The 23186-nt window shown below is 70.8% G+C and carries 24 protein-coding genes; 14 read left to right on the top strand and 10 right to left on the bottom strand.

The features are described from left to right. The first annotated feature begins 65 nt into the window (after positions 1-65). From O3438_RS30715 to O3438_RS30700, 4 genes are read left to right on the top strand one after another with little or no spacing between them, the layout of a single operon-like run. Entirely contained in the window at positions 66-1862 is a 1797-nt protein-coding gene (locus O3438_RS30715; RefSeq protein ID WP_269683810.1) for a RelA/SpoT family protein, read from the top strand. 53 nt (positions 1863-1915) lie between these two features. Beyond that, positions 1916-2458 carry an NUDIX hydrolase gene (locus O3438_RS30710; protein WP_269683021.1) on the top strand — a complete coding sequence of 181 codons (543 nt, stop codon included), beginning with the start codon at positions 1916-1918 and terminating at the stop codon, positions 2456-2458. Beyond that, the gene (locus O3438_RS30705; RefSeq protein ID WP_269683020.1) at positions 2455-3360 is read left to right on the top strand and encodes a nucleotidyltransferase family protein; all 906 of its coding nucleotides are present in this window, start codon (positions 2455-2457) and stop codon (positions 3358-3360) included. Before O3438_RS30710 ends, O3438_RS30705 begins: the two co-directional genes overlap by 4 nt. 31 nt (positions 3361-3391) lie before the next feature. Beyond that, on the top strand, positions 3392-3679 hold the full coding sequence (locus tag O3438_RS30700) for an Lrp/AsnC family transcriptional regulator (protein ID WP_088988344.1): 288 nt from the start codon (positions 3392-3394) through the stop codon (positions 3677-3679). A gap of 81 nt (positions 3680-3760) precedes the next feature. On the opposite strand, the gene O3438_RS30695 is transcribed toward O3438_RS30700, so the two are convergent. The 5 genes from O3438_RS30695 to ctaE form a co-directional block, all read right to left on the bottom strand. After that, positions 3761-4447 carry a DUF4142 domain-containing protein gene (locus tag O3438_RS30695; RefSeq protein WP_269683019.1) on the bottom strand — a complete coding sequence of 229 codons (687 nt, stop codon included), beginning with the start codon at positions 4445-4447 and terminating at the stop codon, positions 3761-3763. A 193-nt stretch (positions 4448-4640) separates the two neighbouring features. Further along, complete coding sequence (gene qcrB, locus O3438_RS30690) at positions 4641-6272, bottom strand: cytochrome bc1 complex cytochrome b subunit (protein WP_269683018.1); 1632 nt, start codon at positions 6270-6272, stop codon at positions 4641-4643. Then, on the bottom strand, positions 6269-7357 hold the full coding sequence (gene qcrA, locus O3438_RS30685; RefSeq protein ID WP_269683017.1) for a cytochrome bc1 complex Rieske iron-sulfur subunit: 1089 nt from the start codon (positions 7355-7357) through the stop codon (positions 6269-6271). Before qcrA ends, qcrB begins: the two co-directional genes overlap by 4 nt. Before the next feature lie 64 nt (positions 7358-7421). Next, positions 7422-8258, bottom strand: coding sequence for a cytochrome bc1 complex diheme cytochrome c subunit (gene qcrC, locus O3438_RS30680; RefSeq protein ID WP_145779658.1), 837 nt, complete (start codon positions 8256-8258; stop codon positions 7422-7424). A gap of 70 nt (positions 8259-8328) precedes the next feature. Then, positions 8329-8928 carry an aa3-type cytochrome oxidase subunit III gene (gene ctaE / locus O3438_RS30675; RefSeq protein WP_030337743.1) on the bottom strand — a complete coding sequence of 200 codons (600 nt, stop codon included), beginning with the start codon at positions 8926-8928 and terminating at the stop codon, positions 8329-8331. Positions 8929-9036: 108 nt separating this feature from the next. On the opposite strand from ctaE, the gene O3438_RS30670 reads away from it, so the two are divergent. The 4 genes from O3438_RS30670 (at position 9037) to O3438_RS30655 (ending at position 12092) form a co-directional block, all read left to right on the top strand. After that, positions 9037-9957 carry a cytochrome c oxidase assembly protein gene (locus O3438_RS30670; RefSeq protein ID WP_442929679.1) on the top strand — a complete coding sequence of 307 codons (921 nt, stop codon included), beginning with the start codon at positions 9037-9039 and terminating at the stop codon, positions 9955-9957. Positions 9958-10065: 108 nt separating this feature from the next. After that, positions 10066-10461, top strand: coding sequence for a hypothetical protein (locus tag O3438_RS30665; RefSeq protein WP_145779657.1), 396 nt, complete (start codon positions 10066-10068; stop codon positions 10459-10461). 90 nt (positions 10462-10551) lie between these two features. Continuing rightward, positions 10552-11598: an anthranilate phosphoribosyltransferase gene (gene trpD / locus O3438_RS30660; protein WP_269683016.1), complete on the top strand. Its 1047-nt coding sequence runs from the start codon at positions 10552-10554 to the stop codon at positions 11596-11598. 290 nt (positions 11599-11888) lie between these two features. After that, the gene (locus O3438_RS30655; protein WP_269683015.1) at positions 11889-12092 is read left to right on the top strand and encodes a hypothetical protein; all 204 of its coding nucleotides are present in this window, start codon (positions 11889-11891) and stop codon (positions 12090-12092) included. A gap of 285 nt (positions 12093-12377) precedes the next feature. Here the strand turns inward: O3438_RS30655 and O3438_RS30650 are convergent, their stop codons facing one another. Both O3438_RS30650 and ctaC read right to left on the bottom strand, forming a co-directional pair. Next, complete coding sequence (locus tag O3438_RS30650; RefSeq protein ID WP_145779654.1) at positions 12378-12803, bottom strand: cytochrome c oxidase subunit 4; 426 nt, start codon at positions 12801-12803, stop codon at positions 12378-12380. Between the two features lie 9 nt (positions 12804-12812). Next, a complete protein-coding gene (gene ctaC, locus O3438_RS30645; RefSeq protein WP_269683014.1) occupies positions 12813-13784 on the bottom strand; it encodes an aa3-type cytochrome oxidase subunit II in 972 nt (323 codons plus the stop codon). Positions 13785-14190: 406 nt separating this feature from the next. Between ctaC and O3438_RS30640 the strand changes: the two genes are divergently transcribed. Both O3438_RS30640 and O3438_RS30635 read left to right on the top strand, forming a co-directional pair. Continuing rightward, positions 14191-15363 (top strand): cysteine desulfurase family protein, encoded by a 1173-nt coding sequence (locus O3438_RS30640; RefSeq protein WP_269683013.1) that lies wholly within the window; start codon positions 14191-14193, stop codon positions 15361-15363. Next, a complete protein-coding gene (locus O3438_RS30635) occupies positions 15360-15593 on the top strand; it encodes a sulfurtransferase TusA family protein (protein WP_145779651.1) in 234 nt (77 codons plus the stop codon). Before O3438_RS30640 ends, O3438_RS30635 begins: the two co-directional genes overlap by 4 nt. 113 nt (positions 15594-15706) lie before the next feature. Here O3438_RS30635 and O3438_RS30630 read toward each other — a convergent pair whose 3' ends face one another. From O3438_RS30630 to O3438_RS30620, 3 genes are all read right to left on the bottom strand, one after another. Further along, positions 15707-16684 carry a carbohydrate kinase family protein gene (locus O3438_RS30630; RefSeq protein ID WP_269683012.1) on the bottom strand — a complete coding sequence of 326 codons (978 nt, stop codon included), beginning with the start codon at positions 16682-16684 and terminating at the stop codon, positions 15707-15709. A gap of 172 nt (positions 16685-16856) precedes the next feature. After that, positions 16857-17225, bottom strand: a complete 369-nt coding sequence (erpA, locus tag O3438_RS30625; protein WP_007463211.1) for an iron-sulfur cluster insertion protein ErpA — start codon at positions 17223-17225, stop codon at positions 16857-16859. 161 nt (positions 17226-17386) lie between these two features. Then, positions 17387-18526 carry a glycerate kinase family protein gene (locus tag O3438_RS30620; protein ID WP_269683808.1) on the bottom strand — a complete coding sequence of 380 codons (1140 nt, stop codon included), beginning with the start codon at positions 18524-18526 and terminating at the stop codon, positions 17387-17389. 68 nt (positions 18527-18594) lie between these two features. On the opposite strand from O3438_RS30620, the gene nadA reads away from it, so the two are divergent. The 4 genes from nadA (at position 18595) to O3438_RS30600 (ending at position 22826) form a co-directional block, all read left to right on the top strand. Beyond that, positions 18595-19794, top strand: a complete 1200-nt coding sequence (gene nadA / locus O3438_RS30615) for a quinolinate synthase NadA (RefSeq protein ID WP_269683011.1) — start codon at positions 18595-18597, stop codon at positions 19792-19794. Between the two features lie 212 nt (positions 19795-20006). Continuing rightward, on the top strand, positions 20007-21362 hold the full coding sequence (gene murA / locus O3438_RS30610; RefSeq protein WP_145779648.1) for a UDP-N-acetylglucosamine 1-carboxyvinyltransferase: 1356 nt from the start codon (positions 20007-20009) through the stop codon (positions 21360-21362). 114 nt (positions 21363-21476) lie between these two features. Beyond that, positions 21477-22070, top strand: coding sequence for a DUF3043 domain-containing protein (locus O3438_RS30605; protein WP_269683010.1), 594 nt, complete (start codon positions 21477-21479; stop codon positions 22068-22070). Positions 22071-22265: 195 nt separating this feature from the next. Then, a complete protein-coding gene (locus tag O3438_RS30600) occupies positions 22266-22826 on the top strand; it encodes a helix-turn-helix domain-containing protein (RefSeq protein ID WP_269683009.1) in 561 nt (186 codons plus the stop codon). The last annotated feature ends 360 nt before the right edge of the window (positions 22827-23186 follow it).

Below are 23186 nucleotides of genomic sequence, written 5' to 3'. Positions count from 1 at the left end.
ATTCGTGGGCCTGCTCCCGCCGCCGGCCTCCGGCGTCGTGGAGCCGGGGTGAGGAGGTGTCCCTCGTGGACGTCGACGCCGGACACGGCGCCGCCCTGGGGGGCGCCCTTCCGACACAGCCGGGTGAGCTGCCGCTCGCCCGCCGGCTGCGGTCGTTGCTCAGCTGGCCGACCACCGACTCCGACCCGGTGACCCACCTGGTGCGCACGCACCGGGGGATCCACGCCGGCACCGACCCCGCGGTGCTGCGCCGGGCGTACACGATCGCGGAGAACATGCACCGCGGGCAGTTCCGCAAGAGCGGGGAACCGTACATCACCCACCCCCTCGCGGTGGCGCAGATCTGCGCCGAGCTGGGGATGGACGCCACCACCCTGGTCGCGGCGCTGCTGCACGACACGGTGGAGGACACCCGCTACACCCTCCAGGCGCTCTCCGAGGACTTCGGCGGCGAGGTGGCCCACCTGGTCGACGGGGTGACCAAGTTCGACAAGGCGTTCTACGGCAAGGCCGCCGAGGCGGAGACGGTCCGCAAGATGATCGTGGCGGCCGCGAAGGACGTCCGGGTGCTGATCATCAAGCTGGCCGACCGCCTGCACAACATGCGCACCCTGGGTGTGCGGTCGGCTGCCTCGCGGGAACGGATCGCCCGCAAGACCCAGGAGGTGCTGGTCCCGCTCTGTGACCGGCTGGGCATCCAGACCCTCAAGCGCGAGCTGGACGACGTGGTGTTGCTGCACCTGGAGCCCGACGAGCACGCCCGGCTGGCCCGGCACGTGCACGACCGGCCGGGCTGGGACGCGTACCTCGACTCGGTGGTCGCCCGGGCCCGGGTGGCGCTCAAACGCAGCCGCGTCGACGCCGAGGTGAGCCCTCGTCCCCGGCACCTCTACTCGATCTGGAAGGACACCATCGCCGGCAGTCACACCGCTCCGTACGACCTGCCCCGCATCGTGGTGGTGGTCGACGGCCCGGCGACCGACTGTTACGCCGCGTTGGGTGCCATCCACGGCACGTGGCGACCGATCCCCGGCCGTTTCAAGGACTTCATCGCCTCGCCGAAGAACAACCTCTACCGGTCGCTGCATACCAGCGTCTGCGGCCCGCAGGACCGCACCGTCGAGGTGCTGATCCGCACCGAGGAGATGCACCGCTCGGCGGAGTACGGCATCGCCGCCGACTTCCGCTTCCCGCGCTCGGGCAACAGCGGCAGCGCGGCGGCCCGCGCCGAGCAGTTGGACTGGCTGCGCCGGGTGCTCGACTGGGAGCCGGACGCCGCCGACCCGGCACAGTTCTACGAGTCGCTGCGCTGCGACCTCGCCGAGGGGCAGATCCAGGTCTTCGCGGACGGTCAGCAGGTCGTGCTGCCGGCCGGCGCGACCCCCGTCGACCTGGCCTACGAGTTGGGCAACGAGCGGGGCGACCATTGCCTCGCCGCCCGGATCAACGGTCGTCTGGCGCCGCTCAGCTCGGAGCTGGACGAGGGCGACGTGGTGGAGATCTTCACGGAGAGCGACGGCGACAACGGGTTCGAGGCCGGGGTGGCGCCGCGCGGCCCCCGCCGGGAGTGGCTGAGTTTCGTCAAGTCCCCGAACGCGCAGATGCAGATCAACAGGTGGTTCGCGGAGCACACCGAGCCGGGCATCACGATCAGCGACAAGGTCCGCCTCGGTCGGGCCACCATCGGGCTGGCCCTGCGGAAGCACAACCGTGGCCTCGCCAGTGACCTGCCATTGTTGCGGCTCTCCGAGGAGCTGGGCTACCCCGACCTGGAGACCCTGCTGGTCGCGGTCTTCGACCGGGTGATCGAACCGGACACCGTGGTACGCCAGCTCATCGACCTGGTCGACCACCGGCAGTGACCGAGCCCGCCCCGGCGCGTCCGAAGGACATTCGTGACCACTAGCCTGGGGTCATGATCCCCCGCTCCCGCGCCACCGGTCGGGCCATCTTCTACCAGGCCTTCTACCGAATGCCGCTGCCGGTGCGTCGGCGCCTGGTCCGGCTGGCCGTGCCCAAGTACATCGTCGGCGCGGTCACCCTGGTCCGCGACGCCGAGGCGACGGGTGCGGGCCGCCTGCTGATGCTGCGCCAACCGCCCGGCAAGGGCTGGTCCCTCCCCGCCGGCCTGCTCAACCGCGGCGAGGCCCCGGTCGTGGGAGCGGCGCGCGAGCTGTTCGAGGAATCCGGCATCCGGCTCCCCCCGTCGCGGCTGCGCCCGGCGGCACCGAACGCGATCGTGCACGCCAAGGGCTGGGTGGACATGGTCTTCGAGACGGAGGTGCCGGCGTCCACCACCGAACTGGCGGTCGACGGCGCCGAGGTCTTCGAGGCCGCCTGGCACCCGCTGGACGACCTGCCCAAGCTGACCTGGCCGACCGCCCGCCTGCTCGCCTACTACGACATCGGGCCGCTGGCCGGGCAGTTCCCGCCACCGATCCCGGACGATCTGCCATGACCGGCGCGGGCGTTCCGGCGGAGCTGTGCGCGGTGGTGCTCGCCGCCGGCGAGGGCACCCGGCTGCGCCCGCTCACCGAGCGGGTCCCCAAGGCGCTGTGCCCGGTGGGCAACGTGCCGCTGCTCGACCGCGCGTTGGCGCGGTTGGCCGGGCTCGGCCTGAACGGCCGCGACCGGGTGGCGGTGAACGCCTGCTACCTCGGCGACCAGGTGGTCGCACACGTCGGGGACCGCGCGCACCTGTCCGTGGAGGTGGGCGACCCGTTGGGCACCGCCGGCGGGGTGGCGAACCTGCGGGACTGGATCGACGGGCGGCCGGTGCTGGTCGGCAACGCCGACGCGTACCTCGCCGACCCGGCGGCCGCGCCCGGCCCGGACGTGGCGGCGCTGCTCGACGGCTGGGACGGGCACAGCGTCCGCCTGCTGGGCCAACCCGCCGCGAACCCCACGGCGCCGGGCACCTTCGACGGGCACTGCTTCACCGGGTTCTCACTGTTGCCCTGGCGACTGGTCCGTGACCTGCCGGTGGTCGTCTCCGACCTGGTCCATGTCCTCTGGCGTCCGGCGGAGGCGGCGGACGCCCTGGAGGTGGTGCCCTACCCGGGCACCTTCTTCGACACCGGCACGCCCGCCGACTACCTGGCGGCGAATTTGCACGCCGCGGCCGGCGGCACCCTCGTCGACCCGTCGGCACGGGTCACCGGTCGCTGCGAGGAGTCGGTGGTCGGCGCGGGCGCACAGGTCGACGGCGACGTGTTGCGCAGCGTGGTGTGGCCGGGCGCGACTGTTCACGCCGGGGAACGGTTGGTCGACGTCATCCGGTTCGGGAACGGCACAGTGCCCACGCTCCCCGAGCCGGACCGGCAGCACCTGCTCGGCCCGGCCGGAAAACATCTAGCATGAGCGACGACGCCGACGAACGGAGAAATGTCCCGTGATCACCGCGATCGTGCTGATCGACTGCGCCACCGACGCGATCCCCGAGGTGGCCGAGACCCTGGCCAACCTCCCCGGCGTGAGCGAGGTCTACTCGGTGGCCGGGCACGTCGACCTCATCGCCATCGTCCGGGTCCGCGAGTTCGACCAGATCGCCCAGGTCATCGCGGGCAGCATCTCCAAGGTGCCCGGCGTGCTCAACACCGAGTCGCACATCGCGTTCCGCGCGTACTCCCAGCACGACCTGGAGGAGGCGTTCGCGATCGGCCTGGCCAGCGCCGACTGACCCGCCCGTCCGTTCGCGACCTACCGCACGCACGGCGGCCGGTCCACCGCTCGGGTGGACCGGCCGTCTGCTGTCGCTACGTCAGCTCTCGCTGGGAGCCGGCGTCTCGGTGGTGGTGCCGCCCGGGGCCTCGGTGTTGCCACCCGGGGCCGGCGACTCGGTGCTGGTGCCGCCCGGAGCCGGCGACTCGGTGCCCCCGGTGACGCCCGGGCTGGGCGTACCGCTGGCGCTGGTCTGCGGGACCGGGATGCCCAACTGGTTGGCGAGCTGCACCAGCTCGTCGTAGTGCGCCTGCAGCGTCGGCAGGGCGGTCTGGGCCAACTGGACCACCGACTGCTCGGAGCCCTGCGAGATCTCCGTCTGGGTGGCCTGGATGGCCTGGACGTGACCAGCCAGCTCACTGGTCACCCAGAGCCGGTCGAACTCCGCACCACTGGCGTTGTTCAGCTTGTCGATGACCGCCTGCTGGTCGGCGGTGGGCTCGTTCGGCAGTTCCACGTTGAGCTGGGACGCGGTCTGCTGCACCGTCTGGTCCAGCTGGGTGTGGTCGGTCTTCAGCATCGCACCCAGGTCCTTGACCCCCTGGTCCTGGCCCTTCTGCTGGGCCAGGTCACCGGCGGTGATCTCGAACAGGTTGACCTGGTGAACCGCCTGCAGGTACTGGGTGTCCTGCGTCGACGGCTGTGCCGCGGCCTGCGCGGCCGCGGCCGGCGCGACACCGACCAGTACCAGCGCGGCCAACAGGCCGAGGCGTTTGATACCCAACATGCTTCCCCCCCTTGAGACGTTGGACCGCACGGATACCCGGCTCACCGGGGTTATTCCTGCGATCGCCCGTCGCGCGGGGTCGACCGGTCCTTCCGCGAGCGTCCGACTCCGCCTCGGATGAGCAGTGGGTACGCATACGACGTGGCGCCCGCCGGAAATCCGGCGGGCGCCACGTTACGGTGCGATCGGGTGATCAGCGACGGCTCTCGCCGCTGGTGATCTCCTCGCGCTCGGGCCGGGGCTCGACCGGCGGGTGTCCCGGCGAGACCGGTGCCTCGACCGGCTTCTCGATCGGGTAGAAGAAGCCCCGGATGGCCGGCCCGAGGGCGCCCAGCCGGTTCATCTTCTTCGGGACGACCCAGCCGACGTAGTCCAGCTGACCGTGGCCGTCCGCGTGCCCGTTCGACGCGCTGAGCGGCTGGTGCACCTCGACGAACCGACCGTCCGGCAGGCGTCGGATGATGCCGGTCTCCACGCCGTGCGCGAGCACCTCCCGGTCGTGCTGCTGGAGACCCAGGCAGAGCCGGTACGTGACGTAGTACGCGATCGGTGGGAGCACCAGCAGACCGATCCGACCAGCCCAGGTCATCGCGTTCAGGCTGATCTGGAACTTGTCGGCGATCACGTCGTTGGCGCCGGAGAGCGTCAGCACCACGTAGAACGCGACGGCCATCGCGCCGACGGCGGTCCGGGCCGGGGCGTCCCGGGGCCGCTCGAGCAGGTTGTGGCTCTTGTAGTCCTTGCGCTGACGCGCTTCCAGGAACGGGTACATCGTCGACAGGCCGACCAGGATGCCGGGCAGCACGACCGTCGGCCAGAACAGCGGCGGAATCACGTACCCGTCGCCGAGCGGGATATTGATCTCCCAGGCGGGCATGAGTCGGGTCGAGCCGTCGAGGAACATGACGTACCAGTCGGGCTGGCTGGCGGCCGAGACCACCCACGCCTCGTACGGGCCGAACAGCCAGATCGGGTTGATCTGGAACAGACCGCCCATCAACGCGATGACGCCGAAGACGACCATGAAGAAGCCGCCCTGCTTCAACGCGTACCGCGGGAACATCCGCTCGCCGACCACGTTGTTGTTGGTCCGGCCGGGGCCGGGCCACTGGGTGTGCTTCTGCTTGAAGACAAGCCCCAGGTGGACGCTGATCAGCGCGACCAGCAGACCCGGGATGAGCAGCACGTGGGCGATGAAGAACCGGCTGATGATGATCGTGCCCGGGAACTCGCCGCCGAAGACCGACGAGGTGACCCAGGAGCCGATCACCGGGATGGACAGCATGATCGCCGAGGCGATCCGCAGACCGGTGCCGGAGAGGCCGTCGTCCGGCAGCGAGTAGCCGGTGAAGCCGGCCAGGAAGCCGACCCAGAACAGCAGCGAACCGATGATCCAGTTGGTCTCACGCGGCTTGCGGAACGCGCCGGTGAAGAAGACCCGCAGCATGTGCACGACGATCGCGGCCATGAACAGCAGCGCCGCCCAGTGGTGCATCTGCCGCATCACCAGACCGCCACGGACGTCGAACGAGATGTCCAGGCTGGAGGCGTACGCAGCCGACATGGGGGTGCCCTGCAACGGCGCGTAGCTGCCGTCGTAGACCACCTCGGTCATCGCCGGCTCGAAGAAGAAGGTGAGGAACACACCGGTCAGCAGCAGCACGATGAACGAGAACAGCGCGATCTCGCCGAGCAGGAACGACCAGTGGTCCGGGAAGACCTTGTTCAGCAGTTTGCGCAGCGGGGTGGCCACCGCGAAGCGGTCGTCCACTCCCACCGCGGCCTTGCCCGGCGTCGCCGCCAGGTCCAACTTACGACGCTTCACGGCCGCTCCCAGAAGTCAGGCCCGACGGTCTCGGTGTAGTCGGACTTCGCCACGAAGAAGCCCTCGGAGTCCACCTCGATCGGCAACTGCGGCAGCCGCCGGCTGGCAGGACCGAAGACGGGCTTGGCGTTGTTGGTGATGAGGAACTGGGACTGGTGGCACGGGCAGAGCAGCCGGTTGGTCTGCTGCTCGTACAGGCTGGCAGGGCAGCCGGCGTGCGTGCAGATCTTGGAGAAGGCCGCGTAGTTGCCCCACATGTAGTCGCCGTGGCCGATGGTCTCGTTGGCCCGACGCGACTCCTGCGCGTCGGAGTCGCGGAGGTGGATCAGCAGCGTCGGCGAGTCGGCGTGCTTGTTGCTCACGCCGTGATCGATGCCGGGGAAGACGGTCAGCTGGCCACCGGCGCTGATGTCCGCCGGACGGACCGGACGACCATCCTCGCGGACCAGGCGGATCAGCTCGCCACCCTCGGCCGGGGCGAACCCGGTGGTGAACATCTGGTTGTTCTTGTGCGGCTGCGAGATCAGACCGCCGACCAGCGGGGCGGCGGCGACCGCGGCGACCGGCGCGAGACCGGCCAGCAGCGAGATGCCGAGCAGCGGGCGACGCTTCACACCCAGCTCGTCCGCCATGTAGAGCATGGTCTGGCCGGTGATCGTACGGCCTTCGGAGTCCACCTGGCCCTCGTGCCGGTCCTGGATCGAGACCTCCTTGGGCAGCAACTTCTTGCCCCAGGTCAGGATGCCGAAGCCGACGGCGAGCAACGCCACGCCGAGGGTGAACCCGAGCAGCGGGGTGTAGAACTTGTCGCCGCCACGGCCGGCCTCGTACTGCCACGGCCACCAGATGTAGATGGCCAGGAAGGCGGTCGCGGCCAGGCCGGTGATCAGGAAGAACCCGGCGACCACCCGGGTCAGCCGACGCTCCGCCTTCGTGCCGGGCAGCACCTGCGGCTCGTAGTGGACGATCTCGATGTCGTCCCGACGCGCGCCCTCACGGACGATGTCGAACCGGGTCAGCTTGGGGTCGTTCACGTCGAGCGGCTCCCGGCCCTGCGGGGCCTGGTGCTCGGTGTGGGTGCTCATGCCGTCACCTCGCTACGGGTGGTGCCGAGCGGCACCACGGCGCTGAAACTGAGTGTGCGCTCGGTCACGACTTGCCTGCAATCCACAGGCTGGCGAAGACGAGCGCCACGATGCCAACCAGGAAGATCGCCAGGCCCTCGGTGGAGGGGCCGTACCGCCCGAGGTTGAACCCGCCCGGGTCCTGGTCGTGCTTCAGCGTCTCCTGGATGTAGGCGATGATGTCGGCCTTCTGCTCCGGCCGGAGCTGGTTGTCGCCGAACACCGGCATGTTCTGCGGGCCGCTCAGCATCGCCGCGTAGATCTGACGGTCGGTCGCGGGGTGCAGGCTCGGGGCGAACTTGCCCGAGGACAGCGCGCCGCCGCCACCACCGAACGCGTGGCACTGCGAGCAGTTGATCCGGAACAGCTCACCGCCGGCCGCGATGTTGCCGTCCTCGCGGAGGTCGTCACCGTCCGGCACGACCGGGCCGCCACCCAGCTCCTGGATGTACTGGGCCAGCTGACGGGTCTGCTCGTCGGTGAAGACGGGGGGCTTGCGGTGGGCCTGGGCCTCCTGGCGGGCCAGCGGCATCCGCCCGGAGCTGACCTGGAACTCGACCGAGGCCGCGCCGACGCCGATCAGGCTCGGGCCGCGACCCTCGACACCCTGGGCGTTGCGACCGTGACAGGTCACACAGCTCACGTCGAACAGCGCCTTGCCCTCGGCGGCGGCGCCGGTCAGCTGCGGGTTGTCCTGCGCCTGGGCACCCGGGGCGAAGACGGTGTAGGCGCCGCCGGCGAGCATCAGCGCGGCGATCAGCCGGACCGCGGCGCCCAGCCGGCGGCGGCCCCTGCTGCGCGCGGCGGGCCGCTCGCGCAACCGCGCGAGCAGACCGCGTCGGCGGTCGTTGTCAGAAGTCATGAGCGGTGTCCTTAACCGGTTGGACCTGTCTCAGGGGACGGAGCAGCAGTGCGGAACGTGACGCGCAAGATCACTGAAGCCAGTAGATCATGGCGTACAGCCCGATCCACACGACGTCGACGAAGTGCCAGTAGTACGACACGACGATCGCCGAGGTCGCCTGCGCCGGGGTGAACCGGCCCATGGTCGTGCGGACCATGAAGATGACGAAGGCGATCAGACCGCCGGTCACGTGCAGGCCGTGGAAGCCGGTGGTCAGGTAGAACACCGACCCGTAACCGTCTTCGTTGATCTTGATGCCGTCGGCGACCAGGTGCCGGTACTCGTTCAGCTGGCCGAGCACGAAGATCAGGCCCATCACGAAGGTGACGGTGAACCAGCGCCGAAGCGCGTGCACGTCACCCTTCTCCGCCGCGAAGACGCCGAGCTGGCACGTCACCGAGGACAGCACCAGGATCACCGTGAAGGTGGTCGCGTACGGGATGTTCAGCGCCTCGGTGTGCTTCTCCCACTGCTCCGGCGCAGCCGCGCGGATCGAGAAGTACATCGCGAACAGCGCCGCGAAGAACATGAGTTCACTGGAGAGCCACACGATCGTCCCGACGCTGACCATGTTCGGTCGGGTCAGAGAGTGGATCCGGCTCTTGTCAATGGCTGGGGCCGCAGTCACGCCGTCATTATTGCCCCTGACCACGGCCGGCGATCAGCGGGGTGGCAAACGTGCGCCTTCCGTGGCCCGAGCGTCAGGGTCCGGTTCGCCTGGCCTAGCCTGAAAAGCGTGCTGCACGTCGATCAGATCTTCGCCGCCACCTCGGCCCCGCCGCCGTTCACCGTCGGCGCGGTGCTGACCGAGACCCGGCTGGACAGCTGGCTGGCCCTCGGCCTGGTGCTCGCCGCCGGCCTGTACCTCTACGGGGTGCACCGGTTGCGCGTACGCGGCGACCGCTGGCCGATCGCCCGTACCGTGTTCTTCATCGGCCCCGGCCTGGGCGGCATCGCGCTGGTCACGGTCAGCGGGCTGCACGCGTACGACACCGCGCTGCTGTCCGTGCACATGATCCAGCACATGGTGCTGTCCATGGTGGCGCCGATCTTCCTGGCGCTGGGCGCGCCGATGACCCTGGCCCTGCGCACGCTGCCGGTCGGGCCCCGCAAGCGCCTGCTGGCGATCGTGCACAGCCGGATCGCCCGGGTCTACAGCTTCCCGCTGGTGGCGTTCGCCATCTTCGTGGTCAACCCGTTCGTGCTCTACTTCAGCGACCTGTACCGCTACACCCTCGAACACGCCTGGGCACACGAGCTGGTGCACGCCCACTTCATCATGACCGGCTGCGTGTTCTTCTGGCCCCTGCTCGGGCTCGACCCGCTGCCCGGCCGCTGGCCGTACCCGGCCCGCGCGCTGTTGATGCTGCTCTCGGTGCCGTTCCACACGGTGCTCGGGCTCACCATCATGCAGAGCAGCACGCTCTTCGGCGGCGACTGGTACCCGTCGCTCAACCTCGGCTGGGTCGACCCCTGGCAGGACCAGGTGGTCGCCGGCGGCATCCTCTGGGCCGGTGGAGAGTTCGTCAGTGTGACCATGCTCGCGGTGCTGGTCGTCCAGTGGGTCAAGCAGTCCGAGCGGGAGGCCCGCCGGGTCGACCGCGAGCTGGACCGCCAGGAGGCCCGCGAACGCGCCGCCGACGCCACGGCCGCCTGAGCTGCCCGGACGGTACGCCCCGACGGACGGCGGCGGGCGGGATGTCGGCTACGTCACGTCGACCGGTACGATCGGCGGGCAGCCACCAGGTGAAAGCGGAGTGCCGGCATGAGTGATCGTCTTTGCACCGTCCTGCTCTACAGCGACGACCCGCAGGTCCGTGACCGGATGCGGATGGCCGTCGGCACCCGCCCCGCCCCCGGGCTGCAGATCGAGTTCGTCGACGCGTCGACCTACGCGGAGACCATCCGGCTGGTCGACGACTACGAGATCGACCTGCTGCTGCTCGACGGCGAGGCCAGCCCCGGTGGTGGCATCGGCATCGCTCGGCAGATCAAGGACGACCGGGACGACGCTCCCCCGACCTGCCTGGTGATCGCCCGCGCCGCCGACCGATGGCTCGCCGCGTACGCCGAGGTCGACGCCACGCTGGTGCACCCGCTCGACCCGGTTACCACCGGCGGCACGGTGGCCGAGCTGCTGCGGACGCACGCACCCGCCTGACGTCCCCCCGCTCACCGGCACCGTCACGGCGCCGGACCAGCCGGCGCCGGTTCCAGCCCACCCGCACTTCGTACGCTCGGGAGGCCCGCCATGGGCGATCGGACCTGGCCCAACCTGCTCAACTCGCTGCTGCGCGGCGAGGAGCTGTCCACCGCCGACACCGCGTGGGCGATGGACGAGATCATGACCGGCTCGGCGACCAGCGCCCAGATCGCGGGCTTCGCCGTGGCGTTGCGGGCCAAGGGTGAGACCCCGGCCGAGCTGGGCGGCCTGGTGCAGGCGATGCTGGGTCGCTCGGTCCCGGTGGTGCTCTCCGACGACCTGCGCGACACCGCGCTCGACGTGGTCGGCACCGGCGGTGACCTCGCCCACACCGTGAACATCTCCACGATGACCGCGCTGGTTGTCGCCGGCGCGGGCGTACGCGTCGTCAAGCACGGCAACCGGGCCGCCTCCTCCCTGTGCGGCACCGCCGACCTGCTGGAATACCTCGGCATTCCCCTGGACCTCGGCCCCGAGCAGGTCGCCCGGTGCGTCGAGGAGGCCGGCATCGGGTTCTGCTTCGCGGCCCGGTTCCACCCCGGGATGCGGCACGCCGGTCCGGTGCGCCGTGAGGTGGGCGTCCCCACCTTCTTCAACTTCCTCGGCCCGCTGACCAACCCGGCCCGCCCCCGGGCCGGCGCGGTCGGCTGTTTCGACTCCCGGATGGCCCCGGTGATGGCGAGCGTGTTCGCCGCCCGTGGCGACTCGGCGATCGTGATGCGCGGCGAGGACGGCCTGGACGAGTTCACCACCGCCGCGCCGACCCGGGTCTGGGCAGCTCAGGGAGGCGCCGTACGCGAGGCTGTGCTGGACGCGACGGACCTGGGGGTGCCCCGGGCCACCCTCGGCGACCTGCGGGGCGGTGACGCCGCCTACAACGCCGGCGTGGCCCGTCGCCTGCTCGCCGGCGAAGCCGGCCCGGTCCGCGACGCGGTGCTGGTCAACGCGGCGGCGGCGCTGGCGACCCAGGGCCCGCTGGACGGTGACCTGACCGAGGCGCTGCGCGCCGGCCTGGACCGCGCCGCCGAGTCGATCGACTCCGGCGCCGCCTCCGCGACCCTCGACCGCTGGATCAAGGCCGCCACCGCCGCCTGACCAGCCGCACCTCCCCTGGCGTCACGGCGGCCTCCCCCGGCGCACGGCGATTGATCCACTCGGGTTCCTTGAAACGGCGGTGTCCTCGCGCTGAGAGACCGCGTCATCAAGGAACCCGAGTGGATCATCCCTCCTGAGCTGCGCTGTGGTCGCGCAGCAGCCGACGCAGGCAGTCCGCACGGAGATTTGTCGGACCCGCGTGGAAAACTACAGGCGAGTAGTTCTCCGCTCTCGTCCGTGCGTGGTTGTCGCATCCGGGGGCGGTTCGCCCGAAGTGAGAGGAGACGCCGGTGTCGCACCGCGAGCTCTACTGCGACGTCTGCGAGGGCGTGGCGCTGTTCGAGGTGCCGCCCTGCGTCGACGGGCACGGCATCGACTGTCCCGAGCTGACCTGCACCGGCTGTGGCGCCGCCGTGGTGATCGCCACCTTCATGGTTCCGGTCTCCCGCTCGGCCGAAGGCCGACACCACCGTCCCGCCCGCCGCGCCGCCTGACCCCGTTCACCACGCCACCTGCCCCCGCCACCGGCCCGCCCGCCGCGCCGCCAGCCGGCTCTCGCCGTGGCCGCCGGCTCGATCAACACCACATCGCCGATCTCGCGGCATCTCGTCGCGCTGTAACAGCCACCTCGCCGATGTGGAGTCGATCATCCCGCCAGGGCGCCGCGGCGGTCGATCATCTCCCGGGACACCCGCCAGCACCTCCAGACGGCCCAGGACCGCACGACGAAGGCCCGCTCCCACCTGGGGGAACGGGCCTTCGTCGTGGACTGGGTCCGGTCAGTGCTCGGCGGTGCGCCGGGTGCCGCTGTAGTACTCGAACAGCAACCCGCAGGCGGCGAAGACGACCGCCACCAGGCCGGCGCCGATCAGCCAGTACTGCCAGAACACCATGCCGAGCGCGGCGATCGCGGCGGCCAGCGCCAGGCCGAACGGCCAGTAGCTACCGGGGCTGAAGAAGCCCACCTCACCGGCACCGTCGGCGATCTCGGCGTCCGGGCGGTCCTCCGGACGCAGGTCGATCCGGCGCGAGACGAACCAGAAGAAGCCGCCGCACATCGAGCAGAGCAGGAACGACAGCAGCAGGGCGACGGTCCCGACCCACTCGATGCCGCCCGACTCACCGTTCGTCCAGGCGCCGTAGAGGATGGTGGCACCGAAGAGGAACACGGCGATGATCAGGAAGATACGCCACTCGGTCTTCATGCCGCTGCCTCAGCTTCCCGTACGGGCCGGAACGTCGTCCGGGTTGAAGTTGTCCTGCGTCCGCCGGGTGTCGAACGGCCGCGTGGTCTCCGCGTACGGCTCCTCACCGATCTCGGTGAGCGCCTCCTGGGTGGACTTTCCGGCCTGCTTGGCCGCCAGGAACTGGTCGTACTTCTCCGGCGAGACGACCCGCAGCTCGAAGTTCATGAAGGCGTGGTAGCTGCCGCACAGTTCGGCGCAGCGCCCGACGTAGGCGCCCTCGGCGTCCAGGCTGGAGACCTCGAACACGTTGCGGATCTTGCCCGGCATCACGTCGCGCTTGAACAGCAGCTCCGGCACCCAGAACGAGTGGATGACGTCGCGGCTCGTCTCCTCGAACCGGATGGACCGGTTGGTCGGAAGCACCAGCACCGGGATGACCTCGCTGGTGCCGAGCGTCGACGCGGTGGTGCGGGCGTCCGGGCCCTGGCCGTCGCGGTAGTTGAACTGCCAGTTCCACTTGAACGCGACGACCTCGACCGTGACGTCGGGGTTCTTCGACAGCTTGTCGACGTCGGTCTGCACGATCGCCGTGTAGTAGAAGAGCACGGAGACAATCAGGATCGGCGCGATGGTGTAGAGGAACTCCATCGGCAGGTTGTAGCGGGTCTGCACCGGCAGCGCGTTGCCACGCTTGCGGTAGCGCACGACACACCAGAAGATCAGGCCCCACACGAAGACGCCGACCGCGAGCGCGGCGATGCAGGAGGCGATCCACAGGTCGTACATCCGCTTCGACTCCGGCGTGATGCCGCCCTGCGGCCAGCCGAAGCCGTGGAAGGTCTGCCCCACGTCACAGCCCGTGAGCAGAACCAGCAGCGCCACGCCACCGAGACCGAGCCCGGCCAACCGACCAGCACCACGCCCCCGGCGTCCACCAACCCCCGGGGAAGCGCTGTGCCGTACGGCCGACGGCCGTACCTCCGAACTCCTTGCGACCACCTGGTCCTGCCTCCCTAGCGCGCCGCGGTGCGTCTTTCCTCAGCACCGACGGCAAAGGCGTCACCGACGGTCGCAGATTACTCGACCATGACGGACTCGACCGTGGTGGGGTCACTGTCCGCCCCCATCGGGGGGATCCCGGCCATACCTCCGCGATAGCGTTGCTACCTGTGAGCGCGAGGAGTGAGCCGGGGTTGCGAGCCCCGCAGCCGCGAACAAAGGCGGTCCCGTGAGCGCGAGGAGCGAGCCGGGGTTGCGAGCCCCGCAACCGCGAACAAAGGCGGTCCCGTGAGCGCGAGGAGCGAGCCGGGGTTGCGAGCCCCGCAACCGCGAACAAAGGCGGTCCCGTGAGCGCGAGGAGCGAGCCGGGGTTGCGAGCCCCGCAACCGCGAACAAAGGCGGTCCCGTGAGCGCGAGGAGCGAGCCGGGGTCGCCAACCCCGGTGTACCTGGACGCGGCGTCCGCCGCGCCGACGCATCCGGTGGCGCGGCAGGCGTTGCTGGCGGCGTTCGACGACGGCTGGGCCGACCCGGGCAAGCTCTACACGCAGGCCCGGCGTGCCCGGCAACTGCTCGACGCCGCGCGCGAGGCCACCGCGCTGACGCTCGGTGTCCGCGCCGACGAGGTGTCCTTCACCTCCAGTGGTACGACCGCGGCCCACGGCGCGGTGCTCGGTGCCCTGGCGGGGCGGCGTCGGGTCGGGTCGACGCTTGTGCACTCGGCGATCGAGCACTCGGCGGTGCTGCACGCGGCGGAGCGGCACGTCGCAGCGGGTGGTGCGGCTGTGGGCGTGCCGGTCGACCGGTCGGGCCGGTTGGATCTGGACGCGTGGTCGGCGGCGGTGCGCGAACCCGGGGTCGCGGTGGCCTCCCTGATCACTGCGAGTCACGAGGTGGGGACCGTGCAGCCGGTCGCCGAGGCGGCGGCCGCGTGCGCGGAGGTGGGGGTGCCGCTGTACGTGGACGCCGCCCAGTCGGTAGCCCGGGTGCCCCTGCCGGCCGGCTGGTCGGTGCTCAGCGCGAGCGCCCACAAGTGGGGCGGTCCGCCCGGGGTGGGAGTGCTGGCGGTTCGTAAGGGCACCCGGTGGGAGTCACCCTGGCCGGCCGACGAGCGGGAGGGCGGGCGTACCCCCGGGGTGGTGAATCTGCCCGCGGTGGTGGCTGCGGCGGCGAGCCTCCGGGCGGCGGCGGCCGACGCGGCGGCCGAGGCGGCCCGGCTGGCCCCGCTGGTGGACCGGATCCGGGCGCGGGTCGCGGCGGAGGTGCCCGACGTGGAGGTGGTCGGCGATCCGGTGCTCCGGCTGCCGCATCTGGTGACCTTCTCGTGCCTGTACGTCGACGGTGAGACGTTGCTGCACGCGCTGGACCGGCGGGGGTTCGCCGTGTCGTCCGGTTCGTCCTGCACCTCGTCCACGCTGCGCCCGTCGCACGTGCTGGAGGCGATGGGGGTGCTCTCGCACGGGAACGTGCGGGTGAGCCTGCACCGGGAGACGACCGAGGCGGACGTCGAGCGGTTCCTCGGTGAGTTGCCGACGATCGTGGCCGAGTTGCGTGCCGACGCCGGGGTGGTGGGGTTGTGACGATGCCGGACCAGGTCATCGACTGCCGGGGGCAGCGCTGCCCGCTGCCCGTGATCGCGGCCGCCCGGCGGTTGCCGCAGGTGCCGGTGGGGACTGTGGTCCGGGTGCTGGCCGACGACCCGGCGGCGGCTGTCGACATTCCCGCCTGGTGCCGGATGCGTGGGCAGGAGTTCCTGGGCGCGGTCAGCGGCCCCGACGGTCCCGCCTACGACGTCCGCCGCTCCCACTGAGGCCACGCGTCCGGCCAGACCCGTCGATCATGGAGTTGCGGTGGGGACAGAAGGGCGCACAAGGCACCATCCGGTCACCACCACTCCATGATCGACGGGTGAACGGCCGAGGGCTAGGGCAGGAGGTGGGCGCGGATCTCGTCGGCGGCGGTGTCGCCGTACGACTCGGCCAGGCGCTTGACGAACAGGTCGGGGCGCACGTCGTACTCCTGGGTTCCGACGGTCTCCAGGACCAGCGTGGCCAGCAGCGAGCCGACCTGGGCGGCCCGCTCCAGGCCGACGCCCCAGGAGAGCGCGGTGAAGAAGCCGGCCCGGAAGGCGTCGCCGACACCTGTGGGGTCGACCGCCCGGATCTCCCGCGCGATCGGTACGTGGATCGGGTCGATGTCTCGACCGGCGATCTCCACACCGTGCTTGCCCAGCGTGGTGACCCGCACCTTGACCAGGTCCAGCAGCTGGTCGTCGCTCAGCTGCGCCTTGCTCTGGAGCAGCGACTTCTCGTAGTCGTTGGTCATCAGGTACTCGGCGCCCTCGATCAGCGCCACCACGTCCTCGCCGCCCATCCGGGCGAGCTGCTGCGACGGGTCGGCGGCGAACGCGTACCCCCGGGTGCGGCACTCGGCCGAGTGCCGCAGCATCGCCTCGGGGTCGTTGGCGCTGACCAGCACCAGGTCCAGGCCGCCGAGCCGGTCGGCGACCGGCGCCAGTTCGATGTTGCGCGCCTCGCTCATCGCACCGGCGTAGAACGACGCGATCTGGCACATGTCCGTGTCGGTGGTGCAGACGAACCGGGCCGTGTGCGCCACCTCGCTGATGTGCACCGAGTCGCAGTCCACGCCGTGGCGCTCCAGCCAGGAGCGGTAGTCGGCGAAGTCGGCGCCCACCGCGCCGAGCAGCACCGGGCGCAGACCGAGCTGCCCCATGCCGAAGCAGATGTTCGCCGCCACGCCACCGCGGCGGAGCACCAGGTCGTCCACCAGGAAGGAGAGGGACACCTTGTGCAGCTGATCGGCGATGAGCTGGTCGGCGAAGCGACCGGGGAAGCTCATCAGGTGATCGGTGGCGATCGAGCCGGTGACGGCGATCTTCATGTCAACCCTCGGGGTCGGGAGCAGGGCGCGGTCAGCCTACCGGCCCGGCAACCCGCCGGTGACCGGTCGGTCGGACAACGGCAACCCGCTCGTCACGAGCACGTCGGGGCCGTCACGACGAAGGGGCCGCCCCGAAGGACGGCCCCGTCATCGCTGATGCGTGGTGCGTGACTCAGTTGAACGAGTCACCGCAGGCACAGGAGTTGCCCGCGTTGGGGTTGTCGATGGTGAAACCCTGGGCGTCGATCCGGTCGGCGAAGTCGATCGTCGCGCCGGAAAGGTACGGGGCGCTCATCCGGTCGACGACGACCTCGACACCACCGAAATCGGTGACGACGTCACCGTCGAGGGAACGCTCGTCGAAGAAGAGCTGGTACCGCAGGCCGGAGCAGCCGCCCGGCTGCACGGCGACGCGGAGCCGCAGGTCGTCGCGGCCCTCCTGCTCGATCAGGGCCTTGACCTTCTGCGCCGCGACGTCGGTGAGGACGACGGAAGTAGGGGCCTGGGCCTCGGTCGACTCGGTCTGCGCTGGCGTGGTCACGTGGAAGTCTCCCTGCGCGGTTTGGGTCCGGACGCACTGGCCAACGCCGCGCGCCGTCCAGTGATTCCCGGTTGTGGTCCTCAGCCGATCGTACGCCGCCCCGGCCGGGCGCACCCGGGTGGCGTGACGCCCGCCGCAGGTAGGCCCGGTGGCCGGAGCGCTCAGCGGCTCCACTGCCGGGCCAGCCGGGCGCCCAGCTCGCGTAAACCCTCGGCGGGTCGGCTCAGCGCGGCGTCGAGCCCGCCGCCCTCCTCGCCACCGAAGTGCTCCACCAGGCTGTACGCGTCGGTGACCCCCGCCGAGGCGGCCTCCCGCCGGCCGGTGCTCACCTGCCCGGCCACGACCACGCACGGGACACCCCGGTCACGGGCCGCCCCGGCGACCCCGGCGACCACCTTGCCGCGCAGCGACTGGTGGTCGAACGACCCCTCACCAGTGATCACCAGGTCCGCGGTGTCCAGCGCGTCGTCCAGCCGGGTGGCAGTGGTGACCAGGCCGATGCCCGATTCGCATCCGCCGCCCAGGGCGAGCAGGGCGGCGCCGATGCCGCCGGCGGCACCGCCCCCGGGCACCGTGCCGAGCCCGGCCGGGCAACCGGGCAGGTCCCGCTCCAGCACCGCCGCGAAGCGCTCCAACGCGGCGTCGAGCAGCAGCACGTCAGCACGGTCGGCGCCCTTCTGCGGGCCGAACACGTTGCTCGCGCCGTGCAGGCCCAGCAGGGGGTTGTCCACGTCGGTGGCCGCGACGAGCCGGACGCCACGCAGCCGGGGTACGCCGTCCACCGCGTCGACAGCGGCGAGCGCCGCCCCGCCGTACGGGAGCGCGGCGCCACCCCCGTCGAGCGGTGTGACGCCCAGCGCGGCGAGCATCCCGGCGCCGGCGTCGTTGGTGCCCGAGCCGCCCAGCCCGATCACCACCGTCCGGGCGCCGCTCTCCACCGCTGCGGCCACCAGCAGCCCCAGCCCGTACGAGGTGGTGGTCTTCGGGTCGCGCTCCGTCGCGGAGAGCAGGTGCAGGCCGCACGCCTGGGCACTCTCCAGGTAGGCGGTCGTGCCGTCGGCGGTGAGCAGGATCTCACCGGCCGCCGGCCGGCCCAGCGGGTCGACCGTCGGGACCGGCACCCGCCGCCCGCCGAGGGCGTCGGCGAGCACCTCCACGAAGCCCGGCCCACCGTCGGCGAGCGGCCGGATCAGCAGGTCGTCGCCCTGGGCTACGGACCGCCAACCGTCGGCTACCGCGGCGGCCACCTCCGGTGCGGACAGGGTGCCGGCGAACTTGTCCGGGCAGAGCAGCACGCGCATGCCGAGCAGTGTGGCAGCCCACACCGGAGGAAGCTGCGGCGCGCTCGCGCTGTGGGACCATGGGCTACGTGACTTCGACCTGGGTGGAACCCTCCAACACGGCGACGGCTCTGCTGCTGCTCGGCCGGGGCAGCGACCCCGACACCGAGCGTGGCGTCGAGTGTCCGGGCGACCTGCCGGCGCCCAGCGACCCGGATCTGGTGGCTCGCGCCACGGCCGCGAAGGCGAAGCTGGGCAGCAAGGTCTTCGTGCTGGGGCACCACTACCAGCGCGACGAGGTGATCCAGTTCGCCGACGTGACCGGCGACTCGTTCAAGTTGGCCCGGGAGGCCGCCGCCCGTCCGGACGCGGAGTACATCGTCTTCTGCGGCGTGCACTTCATGGCCGAGAGCGCCGACATCCTCACCACCGACGCGCAGCGGGTGATCCTGCCCGATCTGGCCGCCGGCTGTTCGATGGCGGACATGGCCGTCCTCGGCCAGGTCGAGGCCGCCTGGGACACGCTGACCGAGCTGGGCATCGCCGGCGAGACGGTGCCGGTGACGTACATGAACTCGTCGGCCGACATCAAGGGCTTCGTCGGCCGCAACGGTGGCGTGGTCTGCACCTCCTCCAACGCCAAGCGCGCCCTGGACTGGGCGTTCGAGCAGGGGTCGAAGGTGCTCTTCCTGCCCGACCAGCACCTGGGCCGCAACACGGCGGTGCTGGAGATGGGCCTGTCGCTGGACGACTGTGTGCTCTACGACCCGCACAAGCCGAACGGCGGGCTCACCCCGGAGCAGCTGCGTGACGCCAAGATGATCCTCTGGCGGGGGCACTGCTCGGTGCACGGTCGGTTCACGCTGGACAGCGTCAACGACGTACGGGAGCGGGTGCCCGGGGTCAACGTCCTGGTCCACCCGGAGTGCCGGCACGAGGTCGTCACCGCCTCCGACTACGTGGGCTCGACCGAATACATCATCAAGACCATCGAGGCGGCTCCGGCCGGTTCGGCGTGGGCGCTCGGCACCGAACTGAACCTGGTTCGCCGGCTCGCGCTGGCGCACCCGGACAAGCAGATCATGTTCCTGGACAAGGCCGTCTGCTACTGCTCGACGATGAACCGGATCGACCTGCCGCACCTGGTCTGGGCGCTCGAGGAGCTGGTCGCGGGCCGGGTCGTCAACCAGATCACGGTGGACGCGGACACGGCGCAGCACGCCCGGACCGCGCTGGACAAAATGCTCGCCCTGCCCGGTTCGGACACCCCGCCACCGGCGGCGGCCTGATCACGATCCGTAGCGTTCTTGGTACGCAAAAGTGCCGGATCACCGATTAATGCCACACACGCCGATGTGACCGAGTCCTTTTTCGTCACCGAGGGCTATGCTGCCGGAGCGACGACACAAGCGGGCCGTTTCGACATGGCCGCATCCGGGGTAGCGACAACGTTCAGGCGCCCCACCATCAACACGGCAGCACCGACGCGCTGGAGGTTGCGTTGACCGACGACGTCCTGGTTGTGCACGGAGGCACTCCGCTCGAAGGGCGGATCCGCGTGCGCGGCGCGAAGAATCTGGTTTCGAAGGCGATGGTCGCCGCGCTTCTCGGCGACAGCCCGAGCCGACTGTTCGACGTGCCGAAGATCCGTGACGTCGAGGTGGTCCGGGGTCTGCTCGGTCTGCACGGCGTCAAGGTCACCGACGGCACCGAGGACGGCGAGCTCGTCTTCGACCCGGCGAACGTGGAGAGCGCCAGCACCGACCAGATCAACGTGCACGCCGGTTCCAGCCGGATTCCGATCCTGTTCTGCGGTCCTCTGCTGCACCGGCTCGGGCACGCGTTCATCCCGGACCTGGGCGGCTGCCACATCGGCCCCCGCCCGATCGACTTCCACCTCCAGGCGCTGCGCGAGTTCGGCGCCACTGTCGACAAGCGGCCGGAGGGTCTGCACCTGTCCGCGCCGAACGGGCTGCACGGCACCAAGTTCGCCCTGCCGTACCCGAGCGTCGGCGCCACCGAGCAGGTGCTGCTGACCGCCGTGATGGCCGAGGGCGTCACCGAGCTGCGCAACGCCGCGGTGGAGCCGGAGATCATCGACCTGATCTGCATCCTGCAGAAGATGGGCGCGATCATCAAGGTCCACACCGACCGGGTGATCGAGATCCAGGGCGTGCCGAAGCTGCACGGCTACACCCACCGGCCCATCCCGGACCGGATCGAGGCGGCGAGCTGGGCGGCTGCCGCCCTGGCCACCCGTGGTCACGTCGAGGTGCTCGGCGCGCAGCAGGCCGACATGATGACCTTCCTGAACATCTTCCGGTCGGTCGGCGGCGAGTACGAGGTCACCGACGCGCGCGCGCCGAAGCTGGGCGACCCGGGCCAGGAGGGCGGCATCCGCTTCTGGCACCCCGGCGGCGAGCTGAACGCCGTGGCGCTGGAGACCGACGTGCACCCCGGCTTCATGACCGACTGGCAGCAGCCGCTGGTCGTGGCGCTCACCCAGGCCCGTGGCCTGTCGATCGTCCACGAGACGGTCTACGAGCAGCGGCTGGGCTACACCGATGCGCTCAACTCGATGGGCGCCAACATCCAGGTCTACCGGGACTGCCTCGGCGGCACCCCGTGCCGCTTCGGCCGCCGCAACTTCAAGCACTCCGCGGTGATCGCCGGGCCGAGCAAGCTGCACGCCGCCGACCTGGTCATCCCGGACCTGCGCGCCGGGTTCAGCCACCTGATCGCGGCTCTCGCGGCCGAGGGCACCTCCCGGGTGTACGGCGTCGACCTGATCAACCGGGGTTACGAGGACTTCGAGGCGAAGCTCGCGGACCTGGGCGCGCACGCCGAACGTCCGTAACGTCCACCACCTTCCGGTCACCACGACGGCTCCAGCTCGGCGCGTCCGAGCTGGAGCCGTCGTCGGTGCACCCGCGATGTGCACCGGGCGCGGACCGTTGGCTACCCTTGCCGCGTGCCGTCGCTCTTTCGCCGCAAGTCCACCGACCTCGTCGACGAGGCCGTCACCTCGGTGACCCCCGAGGAGACCGCCGAGCGTCCCCGGGGTTACACCCCTGCCAAGGGTCGGGAGACTCCGAAGCGGCCGACCGTCGGTCGCCGCCCGGCCGGCCCCAGCCGCCCCCTCACCAAGGAGGAGGAGCGGGAGCGTCGCCGCCAACTGCGCGCCGAGGCCGCATCGGAGTTCCGCCGCGAGGGCGGCCCACGCGACCGTGGCCCGGAGCGGCTGCTGGCCCGCAACGTGGTCGACTCCCGGCGTACCGTCGGCACCTGGTTCTTCGGCGGTGCGTTGATCGTGCTGATCGGGTCGAACGCGGCCATGCCGGCGCCGGTCCGTCTGATCTCCAACCTGCTCTGGGGCGCGTTGGCGCTGGGTGTGGTCGTCGACTCGGTGCTGATCTGTCGCAAGATCGGCAAGCTGGTCAGGGAGCGCTTCCCGAAGACCGACCAGCGGATGGGGTCGCTCTACCTCTACGCGGTCATGCGGTCGATCACGTTCCGGCGGATGCGCGCTCCGGCTCCGCAGGTCAAGCTCGGCGACAAGGTCTGACCCGACTCCCCCACGCACTGTCACGATCCCCGAACTGCTGCCGCGCGATCCGCGAGGCAGCAGTTTCGTTCTGGTGCGCCGCCCCTGCCGCTCCTTCCCGGTCCTGCCGGGGCGGGGCGGCTGTTCGCTGTAGCGTACGAAGAGTTCCCCAGGCTGAACGTGCGCCCCGAACGCTCGACGCAATGGAGTGACGGCATGGCTCCGGAACCCGCGGCCCCGCTGGCCACCATCGCCGCAGCCCTGCGTCGGGAGCGGGAACGGGTAGACATTTCGGTGACCGAGCTGGCCCACCGCGCAGGCGTGTCGACGTCCACCGTCTCCCAACTGGAGGCGGGCACCGGCAACCCGAGCGTGGAGACGCTCTGGGCTCTGGGCGTGGCACTCGGCGTACCGTTCAGCCGGCTGGTGGAGCCCGACGACCTCGACGTACGGGTGGTCCGGGCCGGAGATGGGCCGCACGTCCGCTCGGAGCAGGCCGACTTCACCGGCACGCTGCTCAGCGCGGGCGCCGCGCACCTGCGCCGCGACGTCTACCTGATCGAGTTGGAACCAGGCGCTGTCCGAACCGCGGACGCGCACACCCCGCGCAGCGTCGAGCACGTGGTGGTGGCCGCCGGCCGACTGCGGGCGGGCCCGGAGACGGCGCCTGTCGAACTCGACCCCGGCGACTACGCCACGTTTCCCGGTGACGCCCCGCACAGCTACGAGGCACTCGCGCCCGGCACCTTCGCGGTCCTCATCATGGAGCACCCCTGACCGGAGACGGATCCCACCCGGGTCGGATGGCCGTGGGGTGCGGTATGGTCGAAGACCAGATTCGGTTATAGGACCAAATGTCCGAAACCAATGGGATAACGTTTGCGCCCATCGGCAGCACCACAGTGGCGGTGAGCGAGTCCACGCCGTTACCCTCCATCCGCAGCCACGGGCTGCCGGAGCGGGCGACCTGACCCGGCACGCGAGGCCCCAGCGCGACAATTTGCAACGAGGTGACAACGCCGTGAGCGAGCGGACGCGAGCCGGCCACCGGAGCGTGGCAGGCGGCGACCGGACGCCCGGGGTTCACTCGGTCGTGGCTGCGCACAGCTCACCTCCGTCGAGGGTCGGCCGAGTGGT

It is taken from the genome of Micromonospora sp. WMMC250 (assembly GCF_027460215.1).
In the GTDB taxonomy this organism is placed as follows: domain Bacteria; phylum Actinomycetota; class Actinomycetes; order Mycobacteriales; family Micromonosporaceae; genus Micromonospora; species Micromonospora taraxaci.
This window is presented reverse-complemented; position numbering and strand designations above follow the sequence as displayed.